Source organism: Aeromicrobium sp. P2_G6, assembly GCF_056403535.1.
The window spans coordinates 661790-679133 of record NZ_JBFUFH010000001.1 but is presented as its reverse complement, the minus strand read 5'-3'; the positions used below and the strand labels follow the sequence as shown (position 1 = coordinate 679133).

Sequence of the window (17344 nt, the reverse complement as noted above, 5' to 3'; positions counted from 1 at the left end):
ATATGTATGACGGCGTGATCCAGGATCTGATCGATGAGCTCGGGCAACTCCCCGGCATCGGTCCCAAGAGCGCGCAACGAATCGCTTTTCACCTGCTCGACGCCGATCCCGATGACGTACGCCGGTTCGCCGCGACGCTCGTCGAGGTCAAGGCCAAGGTCCACTTCTGCTCGATCTGCGGCAACGTCACGGTCGACACCGAGTGCCGGGTGTGCGCCGATCCGCGCCGCGACCTCAGCGTGATCTGCGTCGTCGAGGAGTCCAAGGACGTCGTCGCGATCGAACGTACGCGGGAGTTCCGCGGCCGCTATCACGTGCTGGGCGGTGCGATCTCGCCGATCGCCGGCATCGGCCCCGACCAGCTGCGCATCAAGGAGCTCCTCCAGCGGCTGCAGGACGGCGTCGTCACCGAGGTCATCATCGCGACCGACCCCAACCTCGAGGGCGAGGCGACCGCGACCTACCTGATCCGCATGCTGACGCCGCTCGGCCTGCGGGTCAGCAAGCTCGCCAGTGGCCTGCCCGTCGGCGGCGACCTCGAGTACGCCGATGAGCTGACCCTCGGCCGCGCATTCGAGGGCCGGACCTCCGTTGCCACGCCGGGAGCCGTCGGCAGGTGACGCCTACCCGTCGCGTGCTGGTCGTGAGAGCAGGCGAGCACAGAGGAGCTTGGACGATCGGCAACGCCGCCATCGGCACGTGACCGCTTCTCACTGTCCATCGGCAGGATCGCGACTGCAGGCACATCCGGCGAACCGGTAGACTTGTCGGGCGCAGCGTCGCGCAATCCGTACGTTTCCCAGCACTAGGAAATCACCGTGGGCATTGTCGTCCAGAAGTACGGCGGCTCCTCGGTTGCCGACGCAACCAGCATCAAGAGGGTCGCCCAGCGCATCGTCGCGACCAAGAAGGCCGGTCACGACGTCGTTGTCGTCGTCTCCGCCATGGGCGACACGACCGATGAGCTCATCGACCTCGCCAACCAGGTCGCGCCGCTGCCCCCGGGCCGCGAGCTCGACATGCTGCTGACCGCTGGCGAGCGGATCAGCATGGCCGTGCTCGCGATGGCGATCGGCACGCTCGGCCAGGAGGCCCGGTCGTTCACCGGCTCGCAGGCCGGCGTCATCACCGACGCCGAGCATGGCAAGGCCAAGATCATCGACGTCACGCCGGGCCGCATCGAGGCCGCCCTCGCTGAGGGTGCGGTCGCGATCGTCGCCGGCTTCCAGGGCGTCTCGCAGACCACCAAGGACATCACCACGCTGGGTCGCGGCGGCTCCGACACCACGGCGGTCGCGCTCGCTGCGGCGCTCGACGCCGACGTCTGCGAGATCTACACCGATGTCGACGGCATCTTCACCGCCGACCCGCGCATCGTGCCCAACGCCCGCCAGATCCCGCGCATCTCCTACGAGGAGATGCTCGAGATGGCGGCCAACGGCGCCAAGATCCTGCACCTGCGGTGCGTCGAGTACGCCCGCCGCAACGACATGCCGATTCACGTGCGTTCGTCGTTCTCCGACAAGACCGGCACCTGGGTCGTCAAGACCGAGGACGTCATCCAAGAGGGGCACTCCATGGAACAAGCCATCATTTCCGGCGTCGCGCACGACCGCAGCGAAGCCAAGATCACCGTCGTCGGCGTGCCCGACAAGGTCGGCGAGGCCGCCACGATCCTGCAGGCACTCGCCGACGCACAGATCAACATCGACATGATCGTGCAGAACGTCTCGGCCGCCACGACGTCGCTGACCGACATCTCGTTCACGCTGCCCCGCGCCGACGGCCAGACCGCCATGACCGCGCTCGCGCGGCTCAAGGACGAGGTCGGCTTCGAGCGGCTGCAGTACGACGACAGCGTCGGCAAGGTGTCGATCGTCGGCGCCGGCATGCGCTCGTCACCGGGCATCACGGCGCGCTTCTTCCGCGCTCTGGCCGACGCCGGGGTCAACATCGAGATGATCTCGACCTCGGAGATCCGCATCTCCGTCGTCGTGACCGAGAACCAGATCGACGCGGCCGTCAACGCCGCACACGCCGCCTTCGACCTCGGCACCGATGAGGTCGAGGCCGTGGTCTACGGAGGTACCGGACGATGACCAGCATCGGAATCGTCGGCGCGACCGGGCAGGTCGGCGTCGCCATGCGCAGCATCCTCGAGGAGCGCAACTTCCCCGCCGACGAGGTGCGCTTCTTCGCATCGTCGCGCTCGGCCGGCAAGACGCTGCCGTGGAAGGGCGGCGAGATCGTGATCGAGGACGCCGAGACCGCAGACCCCTCGGGCCTCGACATCGCCCTGTTCTCGGCCGGCGCCACCACCTCCCGGGCGCAGGCTCCGCGCTTCGCCGCAGCCGGCGCGATGGTCATCGACAACTCCTCGGCGTTCCGCAAGGACCCCGACATCCCGCTCATCGTCAGCGAGGTCAACCCCGAGGACGTCGCCAAGGCGACCCAGAACATCATCGCCAACCCCAACTGCACGACGATGGCCGCGATGCCGGTCCTCAAGCCGCTGCACGACGAGGCCCAGCTCGTACGCCTCGTGGTCAGCAGCTACCAGGCCGTCTCGGGCTCCGGCATCGCCGGCGTCCAGGAGCTGCACGGTCAGGCGCTCGCGGTGGTCGACAAGGCCAACGAGCTGGCCTACGACGGCAACGCCGTCACGTTCCCGGCTCCGGTCAAGTACGTCGCCCCGATCGCCTTCAACGTGCTGCCGATGGCCGGCTCGATCGTCGACGACGGATCGTACGAGACCGACGAGGAGCAGAAGCTCCGCAACGAGAGCCGCAAGATCCTGCACATTCCCGACCTCAAGGTCGCCGGCACGTGCGTACGCGTTCCGGTGTTCACCGGTCACTCGCTGTCGATCAATGCCGAGTTCGCCCGGTCGATCACCCCTGAGCGGGCGATCGAGCTGCTGTCGTCGGCGGCGGGCGTCAAGCTCGTCGACGTCCCGACGCCGTTGCAGGCTGCGGGCACCGACCCCAGCCTCGTCGGCCGGATCCGCCAGGACCAGAGCGTCGACGACGAGCGTGGCCTCGTGCTGTTCGTCAGCGGCGACAACCTCCGCAAGGGCGCAGCGCTCAACACGATCCAGATCGCCGAGCTGCTGGTCTAGCCACCTTGCGTCATAGGAACCGAGGGCCAGGCCCCTCAGTTCCTATGACGCAAGTCGCCGCGACCACGTAGGTTTGCTGATTGCACCTGCGTGGGGACACGGCGTCCTGGGAGATCGTCAGTTGCGGTCTGGACTGCATCGTGAATCGCAGCGTCGCGCGCCTCTTGGCGTTCCTCGGCGTGCTCATGTGCGGGTTCCTGCTGGCGCCGGCCGCCTGGGCGGCGCCTCCTCCGGCGCCTGTAGTCACCTCGCCGTCCACATTCGAGACGTCTGACCCGATCGTGATCACCGGCACGGGAATTTCCGGCGACAACGTGCATGTGGAAGGTCCATTCGGGTGTGGATCGGTCCCGGTGGGTGTCGACCAGGCCTGGACTTGCGAAGTGGTTCCCCAGCCGATTGGTGTCTACAACGTCGTCATTCAGGAATCCAACATCGACGGATTCTCCCCGGCTGTCTTCCTTGAGATCACCGTCGTCGCGGACACGCCCGACCCACCGCCGCCCGTACCCGTCCCGGACCCGGATCCCACACCCACACCGGATCCCGAGCCGACGCACAAGGACGAGCCCGTTGCTGCCCCACCGGTCGTCGTGACGCCGGCCCCCGCGCCTGAGCCGAGCCCGACGCCCGAGCCGACACCGGAGCCAGAACCCAGCCCTGAGCCCACGCCCGAGCCGGCCCCAGCCCCGGAGCCGGTCGCGGCGCCCATCGCCGCCCCTGTCTCGGACCTGCCGGGCGCATGGGACCCCACGGATCACCCACACCAGGTGCTCACGATCGGCGTGGCGGCGTTCGCGCTGCTCAGCATGGTCGGGCCCACCGGGCTGGCGGTCAGCAGCGCGCTCGGCCGCGGCGCCGCGGGAGCAACCGGGGCCGCGGGAGCAACCGGAGCGGCGGTGGCGGCCGGAGCAGCGGCAGCCGCGGCATCGGGAGGTGGCAAGGGCGGCAGCGTCAAGGCCGCGAAGGTCAAGATGACCAAGTTCAAGGGTGCCGGTGGTGGCCGCGGCGACGAGTCCCGGACCTGGCAGCTCCCGGGCTGGCAGCGGATGGACGCCTGGAGCCTGGCCCTTCCGCTGTGGTTGGCGACTCGATCGCCGTTGACCGCCCGGGTACTGGCCGACGGGTCGTACCTGCGCGCGATCTTCAGCACCGCATGGGGACTGCTGGTCCTCGCCGGCGGGACGCTCGGGCTGGTGGCGGCCCACCAGACCAACGGCATACCGATCGCACCATCGGTGGCCCTCACGACGACCTTGCTCGTGATCGCGATCTTCGACGCCACCGCGGGCGCCGCCGGTGTGGTCGGATTCCTTGCCGGCATGCTCATCTGGCGATCCGGCGAGCTCAGCGCCGCCACGACGATTCGCTCGTTCCTCGGCCTTGCCGCGCTGTGGTTCGCGATCCCGTTGATCGCGGCCGCGACCAGGCCGTTCCGGCGCACGACGACCTCGGGGAGCCGGTACGCCTGGGACCGGCTCGCCGACACCGTCATCGGCACGCTGACCGCCGGTTGGGCGGTTCAGAAGACCATCGGCGGCATGCCCGGGCTGTCCGGCCTCGACCTGCCGATCGCGGACCATGCGGACCAGATCGCCCTGACCGCGATGATCGCGGTCGTCGCTCGCGTGCTGGTCGAGGAGTACGCAGCCTGGCGCTACCCACTGCGCCTGTCGGCGGTCGAGTCGGCCAAGCTGCCGTTCGCCGGGTCGGGGCAGCGCATCTTCGCGACGGGTCTGCGTACTGGGCTGTTCGTCTTCCTGTCCATCGCCTTCATCGGCAACTGCTGGCAGCTCTGGGTCGGTGCTGTGCTGTTCGTCGTGCCGCAGCTGCTCGCGATCTACGAGCGGAAGTTCCCGAACTCCGTACGGCTGCACGGTCTCCTGCCGTCCGGCATCGTCAAGGTGCTCTTCATGCTGGTCATCGGCAGCTTGTTCGCCCGGCTCGTCTACTCGATCCTCGACGACCCCGACACGATGCTGCGCGACGGGTTCATCCTGATGACCATCCCGGGCCTCGTCCTGTCGGCCCTCGGCCTGTTCGGCCACGACGGTCCCGACCCCAAGTGGAGCTGGCCACGGCAGGCCATCGGCGTCGTGATCCTGGGCGCGATCCTGGGTCTGGTCTTCACCGGCTTCTGAGCCAGCTGATCTGGCTCTGGCCGACCGGCACGAGGTCCACCGGCTCGGCGCCTCTGCCGATGCGACTTCCGCCGGGCAGGTCGAACCCGGAGTCGCGGGCCACGACGACGCACAGCGTCGGGTAGTAGTCACCGCGTCCGAGCCATCCGACCTGGCCGATCTGGGCCACCGCAGTCAGGTCGGCGTCGTGGTCCGCGCCGAGGAAGATCGGCAATGTGTCGAGGCACGGTCGGTTGAGGGTCTTGGCCTCCTGATGCGAGGGCTCGTCGAGCCCGATCGACTCCACGAACTTCTTCCCGAGGACGGGGAGGGCGTCGAAGGCGAAGATGATCTCGCCCTGGTGCGGTGTTTCGCACGAGCGCGGTTGCGCGCTTCCTCTGTCCTTGAGGGTCACGCAGAGACGATCCGTGAGCGGGAAGTCCTTCGTGAGGAACGACTGCACGGCCGGCTTGCGGGACTGCGATCGTATGGATCGGGGTTCAGGAAGCACTTCGACGTCACTCCCGTCCGAGCGGCCCTTGTCGTAGCGAATCGTGCACAGGATCTTGGTGTTCCCCTTCGCCCAGTTCCCGGCATCTAGCAGGTTGAGCCAGACCTGGGCTTGGCTGAGGACCAACTCGACGCTCGCCTCCGTGATCGACTTGCCGCGGAGCTCGAGCCTCGACAGTCCAGCCGCTCGCGTGGTCGCCAGGCTGCACGCGGTGCCTGCGTATGCGTCGTACCTCTGCTTTTGCTCGTCCTCGTTGTCCACGGTGGCCAGCTTGTCGCGCAGGGCGACGAGCTCCTTGGGTGTCTTGGCCTTCAGGAGCCAGGTGGGTGCATCGACGACCGCGGTGACCTCGTAGACGTGAGGTGTGGTGCAGTCGACCCGGGAGTCGAGGTCAGGTGCGAAGTCGTCGAGGTCTGGCACTTCCTTGGCCAGGCACTGGCCCGCCTCGGGTATCGGCTTGGCGGCAGGAATCGTCGCCGATGGCTTCGGGCTCGGGTTCTCGCCATCGCATCCGACGACGAACAGGCCGGCCACGATGAGGGCGACGACTCGAGCCCACACCATGCCCGAACCCTAGTCCTCGAGATGCCGCCACGTGATCGGTTCGCGACCACGCCCTGATCACAGCGTCTCGCGGATCCTGACGAACGCGTCGAGGGAGTCCGGGTCGGTCAGCGCCCCCTTGGCCGCGGCGTCGTTGATCGACGCACCCTGAAGGATCTTCTTGACCGGCACCTCGAGCTTCTTGCCGGACAGGGTGCGGGGGAGCGTGGCCACCTGGTGGATCGCATCGGGCACGTGCCGGGGTGAGAGCTGGGTACGCAGGGCGGTCGCGATGCGGCGCTGGAGCTCCTCATCGAGGGCGAGTCCCTCGGCCAGCACGACGAACAGCAACAGCTGACCCGCCCCACCCTCGTCGTCCTCCAGGTGCACGACGAGACTGTCCGCGACCTCGGGCAAGGCCTCGACGACGGTGTAGAACTCGGCGGTGCCGAGGCGTACGCCACCGCGGTTGAGCGTCGCGTCGCTGCGACCCGTGATGGTGCACGTGCCGCGCTCGCTGATCGTGATCCAGTCGCCGTGGCGCCAGACGCCGGGGATGTCCTCGAAGTACGCCGCCCGGTAGCGCGAGCCGTCGGTGTCACCCCAGAAGCCGACTGGCATCGACGGCAGGGGCTGCGTGATGACGAGCTCGCCGAGGGATCCGATCACGGGCCGGGCATTGTCGTCGTACGCCTCGACGGCGCAGCCGAGCATGCGGCACGAGATCTCACCGGCGTACACGGGGACGGTCGGTGCGGCGCCGACGAACGCCGAGCACACGTCGGTGCCGCCGGAGACCGAGGCCAGCTGGGCCGTGGAGCTCACGGCGTCGTAGACCCAGCGGAACCCCTCCGCGGGCAGCGGCGCACCGGTCGAACCGACGCCACGCAGCCGCGACAGGTCGGCGACCTCACGGGGGACCAGTCCCTCCTTGCGGCACTGCAACAGGAAGGGCGCGCTGGTCCCGAAGTACGTCATCTCGAGCCGCTCGGCGAGCTGCCAGAGCATCGCGAGGTCAGGATGAGCAGGGTTGCCGTCGAACAGCACGATCGTCGACCCGACCGCGAGTCCTGAGATGAGCAGGTTCCACATCATCCAGCCGGTCGTCGAGAACCAGAAGAACCGATCCTCCGGCCCGAGGTCGTGGTGGAGCGCGAGCGCCTTGAGGTGCTCGATCGTGATGCCGCCGTGACCGTGGACGATGGGCTTCGGCAGGCCCGTCGTGCCCGACGAGAACAGGACGTAGAGCGGGGCGGCGAACGGCAGGCGTACGAACTCCAGCGGGCCGGGCTCGGCGGTGAGCTCCGACCAGGTGATCGCGCCGTCAGGAGCCGGTGACGCAGGGTCGAGATAGGGCAGCCACACGATGGTGCGCACGCTGGTCAGGCTGCGGGTGATCGACTCGACCTCCACGCGACGGTCGACGCCTTTCGTGCCGTACTGGTAGCCGTCAACCGCCAGGACCACGGTCGGCTCGATCTGCTGCCACCGGTCGACGACGCTCTGCGTGCCGAACTCCGGCGCACACGACGAGAACACCGCGCCGAGGCTCGCAGCGGCAAGCAGCAGGACCAGGGTCTCAGGGATGTTGGGGGCGTAGGCGGCAACGCGGTCGCCCGGCTCGACCCCGGCGCGCAACAGTCCTGCGCGGGCGCGAGCGACCTGGTCGCGGAGCTCGCGAGCCGTCAGGCGTACGTCGTCGCGACTGTGCGACGCGGCGATCACGACGATGTCGTCATCGGCACGGCCGGGCATGCGCAGCATGGCCTCGGCGTAGTTGAGCCGTACGTCGGGGAACCACACCGCGCCGGGCATGGAGGCGTCGGCCAGAGCGGTCGTCGGATCGCCGTCGGAGGGAATGTCGAAGTGGCGCCACAGTGAGCGCCAGAACTCGTCGGGCTGCTCGACCGACCACGCCCACAGCTCGTCATAGTCGGCGAACGTCCGATCAAGGCCCTGCATGAAGTGCTCGAGCCGCGACGTGCCGTCGAGCGGAGGAGTCCAGAGGATCTCAGTCACTCGGTCACTCGGGAAGTGTAGGACTGCTCTCGGCGACTGAGATGAGCCACTGCGAGGCGAAGTAGGTCACGGCGCCGAGCACCGGCACCAGCACCAGTGCGCGGTTGTCATCGGCCATGTCGAGGAACAGGCCCAGGATCGCGACGATCGCGAGGACGACGCCCAGGAAGCTGATGAGTCCGGCTCGGGCCGTGCCGAAGGCCGTGAGGAGCAGGTCGCCGAGGATGATCGCGATGAACGTGACGACGACGAAGGTCAGCGAGCCCCACTGCTTGCCGCCCGAGGCGACGCCGCGCACGTCGTTGAAGATCGCGAGGGCGATCAGGCCGAGGCCCACCGCCACGAGCCCCACGAAGAGCCCGGTGATGAGCGAGGCCAGCCGCGGGTCGATGTGCGGGATGCGCCAGGCGATGACGGCGCGGTAACGGTCGGCGACGAAGGTCCCGGTGGTCCGTCCGGCCGAGCCGACGACGCCGGCTATCCCGGAGGCGACGTTGGCGCCGCGCGAGGAGATGGCCTTGCCTGCCGCGCCGACGTTGACACGAGGACGGGTCCTGGTCGTGCCGGCCGGCCTTGCACCGGGCCGGCTGGCGACCTTGGCCTGGGGCTTGGTGCTCGCGGTGGCGACCGGGCGGCCGTAGCGGACACGCTTGGCGGCTGGTGGCGATGATGCCGGACGGATGACGGTCTTCTTGACGACGCGCTTGACCACCTTCTTGGGAGGCTGCTGCTCGTCGACCATGCGCCGAGTCTTTCACAACGGGTCCTGCCTCCGCCGCCCGTCGCACGTTGCGATCAGGTTGAGTTCTGCTCTCAAAGCCGTGTTGTCGGAAACCGGGCGAGCCCGTTCGTCGTACCTGTGACGCCGCATCCCATCGGCGCACGACGACGCGAAAGGCATACCGATGAGACTGAAGGATGTGGCGAAGTGGCTGGTCTCCCTGATGAGCCGGGATCAGCCGCGAGACAGTGTCGATGGAGCAGCGCAGGTCCCGGTGATGACGTTCAGTCCGCGCTTCTGACCGGTCGTGTGGCTCCAGAGGGCAGGGACCTGACAGTGTCTCCGCCGTCCCCGTTGCGGCTCACCCCGTCCGGATGAGGCGGGGGATGCGCGAGGCGCGGCAGGGTTGGTCGAGGTGGGGCCGGCACCAGCTCCACATGCCCCGCGTTCACGAGAGGTCCGACGTGACCGAGACCCCTGCGACTGGAAGGCCCGCGCCAGAGCTCCGACGCGTCCTGGTGCCACTTTCGCTTGCCCAGTTCATCTGCAGCTTCGCCGGCTCCAACATGAACGTGATGATCAACGACATGAGCGAGGACCTGGACACCACGGTCCAGGGCATCCAGGTCGCGATCACCCTGTTCCTGCTGGTCATGGCGGCGTTGATGATCCCCGGCGGCAAGCTCACCGACCGCTACGGCCGAGTGCGGTTGTTCAAGCTCGGACTCGCTGTGTACGCCGTCGGTGCGCTGCTCAGTGCGATCTCGCCCGGGCTGGGCCTCCTCATCGTCGGCAACTCGATACTCGAAGGCGTGGGCACCGCGCTGCTGATACCGCCCGTGTACATCCTCACTACGCTGTTGTTCACGGAGCTCACCTCGCGCGCTAGAGCGTTCGGCGTCATCAGCGCGATGGGCGGGGTCGGCGCTGCAGCGGGCCCTCTCATCGGCGGACTGATCACCTCGGCCATCAGCTGGCGAGCCGCCTTCGTCTTCCAGACGCTGGTCGTTGTCGCCATCCTGCTCCTCAGCCGCAGGATCGTCGACCCGCTGCCGGCGGATCCCACCCGGCAGTTCGACCTGCGCGGAGCAATCCTGTCCGCCGGCGGGCTGATCCTGCTGGTGACCGGCATCCTCGCGTCCGACCAAAACATCTGGCTGACTCTCGCGCTGATGGCGTCCGGAGCCCTCGTCCTCGTCGCGTTCTTCCTGTCGGTGCGCCGCAAGGAACGCGCCGGTCAGGAGCCGTTGCTGTCGACGGCGCTGTTCCGCAACCGCACGTCAAACCTGGGCCTGATCACGCAGAACACCCAGTGGCTGATCCTGCTTGGGACCTCGTTCACGGTGGCTTCCTACCTGCAGGTGGTCCGCGGCTACGACTCGATCCGAACCGGCGTCATCTTCACGGCAGCCACCGCAGGACTTCTCATCTCGTCGCTCGGCGCCGAGCGGTTCGCCAGGCGGCGGGCACAGCGCACGCTCATTCTCGTCGGCTTCGTCGTCTCGATCGTCGGCATCGCCGTGCTGATCACGCTCGTGCGGGGATACGACAGCGCCTGGGCGTTCGTCCCCGGACTGCTCCTCATCGGGTTCGGGCTCGGCGGCATGCTTACTCCGTCCGTCAACGTCGTCCAGTCAAGCTTCGGCGAAGAGCAACAGGGCGAGATCTCGGGATTGTCGCGCTCCGTCTCGAACCTGGGCTCGTCACTAGGCACTGCTATCGCGGGCACGATCCTCGTCGCCGGCCTGAGCACGGGGGCGTACGCCGCGGCCATGGCCTCGCTCGGCATCGCCGGGCTCGCCGGGCTCGCGGCGGCCTGGTTCCTGCCACGGCGTCCGAGCCAGGCGACGCGCTCGCCTGCGACAACGGAAGCGGCACCATTCGGAACCGGCTAGACGAGATCCCCCAGATCTGGCCCGACGTGGCACCAGAACTGGAAATGACGAAAGCCGAACCCTCTTACAGGTCCGGCTTTCCGTGATGTCCTGAGACTTCACATGTGTCGGGCTGACAGGATTTGAACCTGCGGCCTCGTCGTCCCGAACGACGCGCGCTACCAAGCTGCGCCACAGCCCGAAAGTCCCCTAGCTGAGGGACCCGGAAGAGTCTATCCCAGTGAGGGTGAGCAGCGTCGCCTCGGGGCGGCAGGCAAAACGTACGGGCGTGTACGGGGAGGTTCCGAGACCTGCTGAGACGTGCAGCCAGGACGGATCGTGGCCGTCGACCTGGTGCGTGTGCAGGCCACGGGCCCTGCTCCGGTCGAGGTCGCAGTTGGTGACCAGCGCGCCGTAGAACGGCACGCGGAGCTGACCGCCGTGCGTGTGACCGGCCATGATCAGCGGGTAGCCCAGCGAGTTCCAACGGTCGAGAACGCGCAGGTAGGGCGCGTGGGCCACCCCGACCGCGAGGTCCGCCGCCGCGTCAGCGGGTACGTCGTCGAGCACGTCGTAGTTGAGGTGTGGATCGTCGACCCCCACGAACGCCAGGCGACGGCCACCGGCCACGAACGAGGCGTGCCGGTTGCTGAGGTCGACCCAGCCCCGCTGCTCGAAGGCGTGGCGCAGCTGGTCGAACGGGAGGTCCCGTTCGCGCCTCCAGTTGCCGCCGGTGCCGCCCTTGAGGTAGTTGACCGGGTTCTTGGCGATGGGCGAGAAGTAGTCGTTCGATCCGAAGACGAAGGCGCCTGGCAGGTCGAGCAGGTCGCCGTATGCCCGAAGGACCGACGGCACGGCATCGAGGTGTGCGAGGTTGTCGCCGGTGTTGATGACCAGGTCTGGCTGCAGGTCGGCCAGGCCTCGCAGCCACTCCTGCTTCTTGTGCTGCCCGGGCGTCATGTGCGCGTCGGACAGGTGGAGGACCCTCAGAGGTTCGGAGCCGGCCGCGAGCACGGGCACCGTGACGTGGCGGAGCGTGAATGCGCGAACCTCGTAGAGCGAGGCGTACGCCAGTCCGGCCGCGGCGGCCGCGATCGGCCAGAGGAAGGGGCGCACGGCTCCAGCGTGTCACAACCGTGGTGGGACACTGGACGCATGTCAGGACTCAAGGACCAGCTTCACGACGATCTCACCACCTCGATGAAGGCACGTGACGCGTTGCGCACGTCGACCCTGCGGATGGTGCTGACCGCCATCACCAACGCCGAGGTCGCCGGCAAGGAGGTCCGCGAGCTGACCGACGAGGACGTCATCACCGTGCTGGGGTCGGAGGCCAAGAAGCGCCGCGAAGCCGCGACTGCCTTCGCTGAGGGCGACCGCCCCGAGCTCGCCGAGAAGGAGCGGGCCGAGGCGGAGATCCTCGCCGAGTACCTGCCGGCTCAGCTCTCCGCCGAGGAGATCAGCGTGATCGTCACGGCCGCCGTCGAGTCGACGGGTGCCGCAGGTGAGGGCATGAAGGCCATGGGCAAGGTCATGGGCGTCGTCTCGCCCCAGGTCAAGGGCAAGGCCGACGGCGGTGCCGTCGCCGCCGAGGTCAAGCGGCAGCTGGGCGCCTGAGCCTCAGCCTCGGCCGTCCGTTCCGTTGCCTCGGCCGTTTCCGCCTCCGCCACCTCCACCGGTGTCGGCATCGCCGGCAGGCTTCTTCGCGTCCTTCTTCGGCGCTGCGGGCTGCCGCTTCGGCGGAGGATCGAACTGGGTCCCTGGCAGGAAGTTGTCGATGATGTGCATCGCCTTGGCCCACATCGGGCCGGCGAGCGAGCTGCCGCCGACCGACGCGAAGCTGATGGGCGCGCCCTTGATCGTGACGCCGGCGAGCGACTTGGGCGCGCCGCTCTTCTTGACACCGGCGATCATCGCGGTGGTCACCAGGTTCGGGGTGTAGCCGGCGTACCAGACCGCCTTGTTGTCCTGGGTGGTTCCGGTCTTGGCCGCCGAAGGCACGCTGAGTCCGGTGCCGTTGTTGTAGCCGAATCCGCCGGGCTCCTGCACACCGCGGAGGATGTCGTTGATCTGCGCAGCCTGTTCCTCGGTCATGACCCGCTCGCACTTGGGGCGGTACTTCGCGACGGTCTTGCCGTTCGAGTCGACGATCGAGTTGATGGGCCGGGGCTTGCAGTACATGCCGCCGGAGGCCGGCACGGCGTACGCCGCGGCCATGTCGAGCGGGCTGACGCTCGTGACGCCCAGGGTGAATGGACCGACCTGGTCCTGGTCCGGCACCTTGATGCCCATCGACTCGGCGGCGCGGACGACGTTGCAGAGCCCGGCCTTCTTCTCGAGCTGGGCAAAGTAGGTGTTCACCGACAGGCGCGTGCCGGTATACATGTTCATGGTGCCGCTCGACGTCGAGTTCTTGACCGGCCACGCGGCGGTCCCGCCACCGTTGCAGGCGAAGTAGCTGCCAGCCGGCACCGTCATGCGGGCCGGGGAGTTGAACGTCTGGCCGACGTCGATGCCCTGCTTGAGTGCTGCCGCGACCGTGAACATCTTGAACGTCGAGCCGGCCGGGAAGCCGCCGGAGTCGCCGAACTTGGTGGGAACGACGAAGTTGATGAACGACTGGCCCTTCTTCTTGTCGCGGCCCATGGGGCGCGACTGGGCCAGGCCCTTGACCTTGCCGGTGCCGGGCTCGACCATCGCCATGGCGCCGATCGCACCGCTGTCGGTGGCGTTGACGGTGCCGTCGACCGCCTTGTTGGCAGCCTTCTGCATCCGCACGTCGATGTTGGACTTGATCGTGAGGCCGCCGCGCTCGAGCGCGCGCTGCCGCTCCTCGGTCGTCGCTCCGATCGCCGTCTGCGTGAGAAGGTAGCGACGGACGTAGTCGCACGAGAACTCGGCGACCGTCGAGACACAGCCGTTGGGGAACTTGGTGATCTTGAGGCCGAGCGGGGCTGCCTGGAAGCGCTTGGCGTCGGCCGCGGAGATCTTGCCGAGTCGCTCCATGACGGCGAGAACCGTGTTGCGGCGGGCCAGGGCCTTCTCGGGGTAGACGCGGGGGTCGAACTCGACGGGGTTCTTGACGAGTCCCGCGAGCGTCGCGGCCTGGCGCACGTTGAGCTTGGCCGGGCTGACGGAGAAGTAGTGGTAGGAGGCGGCGCTGATGCCGTAGGCGCTGTCGCCGAAGTAGGCGAGGTTGAGATAGCGCTCGAGGATCTCCTTCTTGGTGTGCGTCTCCTCGTACTCGATCGCGAGCTTGAGCTCGCGGATCTTGCGCGCCGTCGACTTCTTGATGGCCGCCAGCCGCTGCTTCTTGGTCGTGGCCTGGGAGACGAGGGTCAGCTTGACGAGCTGCTGCGTGATCGACGAACCGCCCTGCGTCTGGCCCTCCGACGCGTTGTTGACGAGGGCGCGCAGCGTGCCCTTGAGGTCGAGAGCTCCGTGCTCGTAGAACCGGGCGTCCTCGATCGACAGGATCGCGTCCTGCATGAGCGGCGAGATCTTGGCCAGCGGGATGTCCTGCCGGTTCTCCTCGTAGAAGTACGCGATGAGGTCGCCGTTGGATGCCAGCAGGCGGGTCGTCTGGGCGCTCGGCTGGTCGTCGAGCCTCAGCGGCAGGTCCACGATGTCATTGCTCAGCTTGTTGGCCGTCGAGGCGAACATCGCGGTGCCCGGGATGAAGATCGCGGCCACGAGGACGCCGGCCACGGCCGACAGCAGCGCCATCGTCCCGATGATCGAGAGGGGTCCGTCGTGATGCTTTTCCCGCCGTGCGGTTTGGCGCAGCGAGGCGCGGAGCTCATCCCAAGACATGGGGTCAGGTTACGTGACGATGCGAAGGGACTCCCAGTCGCGACAGTGTGTCTAGTCCATCAGGACTAGAGAAAGATGGTCACATTCGCTCTGACGCTTCCCCAGCCAAATTCCTAGATTGAAGTTAACAACCAACTTCGGTCCACAGGGGACCGGTCTCGGGGAGGTTTTGGATATGTGGAACGAAAATTGGGCGGCTGAGGCCGCGTGCCGCGGAAAGTCTGACGCACTGTTCGTCAAGGGTGCAGAGCAGAACCGCGCCAAGCAGGTCTGCGGGACCTGCCATGTACGTGCGGAGTGCCTGGCCGAAGCGCTGGACAACCGCATCGAGTGGGGCGTCTGGGGCGGAATGACCGAGCGTGAGCGTCGTGCGCTGTTGCGTCGCCGGCCGAACGTCACGGCCTGGCGCAGCATCCTCTCCGTCGCGGTCTAGGACGTCGGCTGGGTCTGCCCGGCCAACAGCTCACCGATCTCGCGCAGCCCGTCGAGGTCATGCACGTCACCGGCGAGCGCGGCGATCGATGCTGTGGGTACGCCGGGGTGTGCGGCGCTGAAGCTGCGCTTCAACCGTGACTCGCGGGCAGCCACGCGCATGCGCTCGGCGTGGATCGCCAACAGGTCGGCGGTCATCCGGTCGCTCTCGGTGCCCTGCTCGAGCTTGCGTCCGGCCGACTCGGCATCGGCACCGGAGAGGCCATCGGCGCCGTTCTCGTGCACGCGGTTGACGACGAGGCCGGCCAGCGGCATCTCCTCGCCGGCGAGCCGCTCGACGAAGTAGGACGCCTCGCGCATCGCTGCCGGCTCGGGCGCGGCGACGACGAGGAACGCGGTCTCGTGGGCCTGCAGCAGGGCGTACGTGCCCTCGGCCCGCTGCCGGAAGCCGCCGAAGAGCGTGTCGAACGCAGCGACGAACGTCTGCATGTCGGTGAGGACCTGCGCGCCCAGGACCTTGTTGAGGGCGCTGGTGACCATGCCGAAGCCGGCACTGAGCAGGCGGGCAGGCCCCTTGGCGGGGGCGAGCAGCAGCTTGATGAAGCGACCGTCCAGCATCGAGGCGAGCCGGTCAGGTGCGTCGAGGAAGTCCAGCGCGGACCGTGACGGCGGGGTGTCGACGACGATGAGGTCCCACCGGCGCTCCGCGTCGACCGCCTGACCATGCAGCTGTCCCAGCTTTTCCATGGCCATGTATTCCTGCGTGCCCGCGAACGAGCTCGACAGCGCGATGTAGAACGGGTTGGCCAGGATCTGCTGCGCCTTCTCGGGCGTCGCGTGCGCCTCGACGACCTCGTCGAAGGTGCGCTTCATGTCGAGCATCATGGCGTCGAGCGAGCCGCCGTCGAGTCCGACGTCCTTGACCGGGCGCGGTGTGTTGTCGAGCTCGGTCAGCCCCATGGCCTGTGCCAGGCGTCGCGCCGGGTCGATCGTCAGCACGCAGACGTTGCGGCCCTGCTCAGCGGCGCGGAGCGCCAGGGCGGCGGCAGTCGTGGTCTTGCCGACTCCACCGGATCCGCAGCAGACGATGATCTCGGTCGTACGGTCGGCGAGCAGCTGGTCGATGTCGAGAGACCCGGCCGGCGGCCCACCGGGGGCGCCCCGCAGGGAGGTCCGGCCCTTGCGGGGCGACGGTGACGTACGTGCGCGGCCGGTCATGCGAGCTCCCTCAGCTTCTCGGCGAGGTCGAACAGGGCGCCGAGGTCGATGCCGTCGGTCAGGGCCGGCAGCTCGACGAGCGGCTGACCGCAGTCCTCGAGGATGTCGCGCTGGCCGTCCTGCAGCCGTTGGCGCTCGAGGTGCGCGTGACCCTCCTCGATCAGCGCCGGGGCGGCGGCCGGCTCGAGCGAGGTCTTGGCGAGTGACTGGGCCACGGCGTTCTCGGTGAGCTTGCCGGTCTCCAGCGCCACGCGGGTGCCGACCGACAGCATCGGAGGGCGTACGAGATTGAGGATGACCCGGCCCACCGGCAGGCGCTCGGACTGCAGCTCGGCGATGCCGTCGATCGTCTCCTGCACGGGCATCTCCTCGAGCACCGTGACGAGGTGCACGTGCGTCTCGCTCGAGCGCATCATCTGCATGATCGAGTCGGCCTGACGGCGGATCGGGCCGACCTTGGCCAGTCCGGCGACCTCGGCGTTGACGTTGAGGAAGCGCGTGATGCGACCGGTCGGCGGGGCGTCCATGATGACGGCGTCGTAGGCGAATCCGTCGCCGTTGCGCCGTCGCGCCGCCTCATACACCTTGCCGGTCAGCAGCACGTCGCGCACGCCTGGGGCGATCGTCGTGGCGAAGTCGATGATGCCGAACCGGTCGAGCGCCTTGCCGGCCCGGCCGAGGCGGTAGTACATCGCGAGGTATTCCAGCAGTGCGGACTCGGGGTCGATCGCGAGGGCATACACCTCGCCGCCACCGAGGCCGACCGCGATCTTGCGCTCCTCGTAGGGGAGCGGCGGGACGTCGAACAGCTGGGCGATGCCCTGGCGGCCCTCGACCTCGCAGAGCAGGACGCGCTTGCCCTGGTCGGCGAGTGACATCGCGAGCGCCGCGGCGACCGTCGTCTTGCCGGTGCCGCCCTTGCCAGTGACGACATGGAGCTGCGTCGAGAGAGCCACGCGTCGAGCCTACTTGCCC

The 17344-nt window shown here is 68.1% G+C and carries 14 protein-coding genes and 1 tRNA gene; 7 read left to right on the top strand and 8 right to left on the bottom strand.

Translation table 11 applies throughout. The annotated features are described in order from the left end of the window. The first annotated feature begins 2 nt into the window (after positions 1–2). The 4 genes from recR (at position 3) to AC1DVU_RS03290 (ending at position 5259) form a co-directional block, all read left to right on the top strand. Positions 3–620, top strand: coding sequence for a recombination mediator RecR (gene recR / locus AC1DVU_RS03305; RefSeq protein WP_476920997.1), 618 nt, complete (start codon positions 3–5; stop codon positions 618–620). Between the two features lie 198 nt (positions 621–818). After that, the gene (locus AC1DVU_RS03300) at positions 819–2099 is read left to right on the top strand and encodes an aspartate kinase (protein ID WP_476920996.1); all 1281 of its coding nucleotides are present in this window, start codon (positions 819–821) and stop codon (positions 2097–2099) included. After that, the gene (locus AC1DVU_RS03295) at positions 2096–3118 is read left to right on the top strand and encodes an aspartate-semialdehyde dehydrogenase (RefSeq protein WP_476920995.1); all 1023 of its coding nucleotides are present in this window, start codon (positions 2096–2098) and stop codon (positions 3116–3118) included. The genes AC1DVU_RS03300 and AC1DVU_RS03295 overlap by 4 nt, the downstream gene beginning before the upstream one ends. Positions 3119–3258: 140 nt before the next feature. Beyond that, a complete protein-coding gene (locus AC1DVU_RS03290; RefSeq protein WP_476920994.1) occupies positions 3259–5259 on the top strand; it encodes a hypothetical protein in 2001 nt (666 codons plus the stop codon). Here the strand turns inward: AC1DVU_RS03290 and AC1DVU_RS03285 are convergent. Genes AC1DVU_RS03285 through AC1DVU_RS03275 form a run of 3 tightly spaced genes read right to left on the bottom strand, consistent with a single transcriptional unit; the run spans position 5246 to position 9053 of the window. Beyond that, positions 5246–6313 carry a hypothetical protein gene (locus tag AC1DVU_RS03285; protein WP_476920993.1) on the bottom strand — a complete coding sequence of 356 codons (1068 nt, stop codon included), beginning with the start codon at positions 6311–6313 and terminating at the stop codon, positions 5246–5248. The genes AC1DVU_RS03290 and AC1DVU_RS03285 overlap by 14 nt on opposite strands. A gap of 57 nt (positions 6314–6370) precedes the next feature. After that, a complete protein-coding gene (locus AC1DVU_RS03280; RefSeq protein WP_476920992.1) occupies positions 6371–8311 on the bottom strand; it encodes an acetoacetate--CoA ligase in 1941 nt (646 codons plus the stop codon). Positions 8312–8315: 4 nt separating this feature from the next. Next, the gene (locus AC1DVU_RS03275; RefSeq protein ID WP_476920991.1) at positions 8316–9053 is read right to left on the bottom strand and encodes a hypothetical protein; all 738 of its coding nucleotides are present in this window, start codon (positions 9051–9053) and stop codon (positions 8316–8318) included. 497 nt (positions 9054–9550) lie between these two features. On the opposite strand from AC1DVU_RS03275, the gene AC1DVU_RS03270 reads away from it, so the two are divergent. Beyond that, on the top strand, positions 9551–10927 hold the full coding sequence (locus AC1DVU_RS03270; protein WP_476920990.1) for an MFS transporter: 1377 nt from the start codon (positions 9551–9553) through the stop codon (positions 10925–10927). Between the two features lie 107 nt (positions 10928–11034). On the opposite strand, the gene AC1DVU_RS03265 is transcribed toward AC1DVU_RS03270, so the two are convergent. After that, positions 11035–11108: transfer RNA gene (locus AC1DVU_RS03265), tRNA-Pro, on the bottom strand. Between the two features lie 8 nt (positions 11109–11116). Further along, positions 11117–12022: a metallophosphoesterase gene (locus tag AC1DVU_RS03260; protein WP_476920989.1), complete on the bottom strand. Its 906-nt coding sequence runs from the start codon at positions 12020–12022 to the stop codon at positions 11117–11119. A gap of 39 nt (positions 12023–12061) precedes the next feature. Here AC1DVU_RS03260 and AC1DVU_RS03255 point away from each other — a divergent pair, with 39 nt between their 5' ends. Beyond that, the gene (locus AC1DVU_RS03255) at positions 12062–12523 is read left to right on the top strand and encodes a GatB/YqeY domain-containing protein (RefSeq protein ID WP_476920988.1); all 462 of its coding nucleotides are present in this window, start codon (positions 12062–12064) and stop codon (positions 12521–12523) included. A 3-nt stretch (positions 12524–12526) separates the two neighbouring features. Here the strand turns inward: AC1DVU_RS03255 and AC1DVU_RS03250 are convergent, their stop codons facing one another. Continuing rightward, positions 12527–14719 (bottom strand): transglycosylase domain-containing protein, encoded by a 2193-nt coding sequence (locus AC1DVU_RS03250; protein WP_476920987.1) that lies wholly within the window; start codon positions 14717–14719, stop codon positions 12527–12529. A 175-nt stretch (positions 14720–14894) separates the two neighbouring features. Here AC1DVU_RS03250 and AC1DVU_RS03245 point away from each other — a divergent pair, with 175 nt between their 5' ends. Then, on the top strand, positions 14895–15152 hold the full coding sequence (locus AC1DVU_RS03245) for a WhiB family transcriptional regulator (RefSeq protein WP_056210166.1): 258 nt from the start codon (positions 14895–14897) through the stop codon (positions 15150–15152). Here the strand turns inward: AC1DVU_RS03245 and bagB are convergent. After that, positions 15149–16369 carry an ATPase BagB gene (bagB, locus tag AC1DVU_RS03240; protein WP_476920986.1) on the bottom strand — a complete coding sequence of 407 codons (1221 nt, stop codon included), beginning with the start codon at positions 16367–16369 and terminating at the stop codon, positions 15149–15151. The two genes, AC1DVU_RS03245 and bagB, sit on opposite strands and share 4 nt — an antisense overlap. Further along, positions 16366–17325: an ATPase BagA gene (bagA, locus tag AC1DVU_RS03235; RefSeq protein WP_476920985.1), complete on the bottom strand. Its 960-nt coding sequence runs from the start codon at positions 17323–17325 to the stop codon at positions 16366–16368. The genes bagB and bagA overlap by 4 nt, the downstream gene beginning before the upstream one ends. Positions 17326–17344: the final 19 nt, after the last annotated feature.